Source organism: Nocardia aurea (assembly GCF_003123685.1).
In the GTDB taxonomy this organism is placed as follows: Bacteria; Actinomycetota; Actinomycetes; order Mycobacteriales; family Mycobacteriaceae; genus Nocardia; species Nocardia aurea.
Map to the genome: position 1 here is coordinate 1 of NZ_QCYJ01000122.1, position 695 is coordinate 695.

1 protein-coding gene is annotated in these 695 nt (G+C 64.6%); it reads left to right on the top strand.

Going from position 1 to position 695, the window contains the following annotated elements; genetic code table 11:
* On the top strand, positions 1 to 603 hold a 603-nt coding region (locus tag DAT37_RS28715; protein WP_157978764.1), incomplete at its 5' end, for an amidohydrolase family protein.
* Between the last annotated feature and the right edge of the window lie 92 nt (positions 604 to 695).

Genomic DNA, 695 nt, shown 5'->3' on the forward strand with positions numbered 1-695 from the left:
CCGGCTCCGGTTCCGGGTCTGCACGGTATGCGTTCGTTCGCGTTGCCGGAGTTCGATCCGTTCTGGAAGCGGGTCGTGGAACTCGACGTGCTGGTCACCATGCACTCCTCGGACTCGGGCTACTCCCGTTTCGACGCCGAGTGGGAAGGCAGCTCGCTCGAGATGCTGCCGTTCAAGACCAACACCTTCGCCATGACCAACCAGTGGCGTCCGGTCACCGACGCGGTCGCCTCGTGGGTCTGCCACGGCGCGCTCAACCGCTTCCCCGACCTGAAGATCGCGGTCATCGAGAACGGTTCGGCCTGGCTCGAGCCGCTGCTGAACCAGCTGTCGGACGTCTTCAAGAAGGCGCCGGAGGGCTTCGGCTTCCGCAACCCGATCGAGGCCATCAAGCAGAGCCTCTACGTCAGCCCGTTCTGGGAAGAGGACCTGCAGCGTCTGTCCGACGTCATGGGCGTCGATCACGTGCTGTTCGGTTCGGACTACCCGCACCCGGAGGGTCTGGCGGAGCCGGCGCGCTACATCCACGAGATCAAGGACATGCCGCTGGAGAACCAGGCGAAGATCATGGGCGGCAACCTGGCTCGGCTGCTCAAGGTATGACCTGGCAGACCATCCCCGAGATGGTCCTCGGTACGGCGACTCGCTTCGGTGATGCCGAAGCGGTCGTCGACGGGGGGATTCGGTGGTCCTAC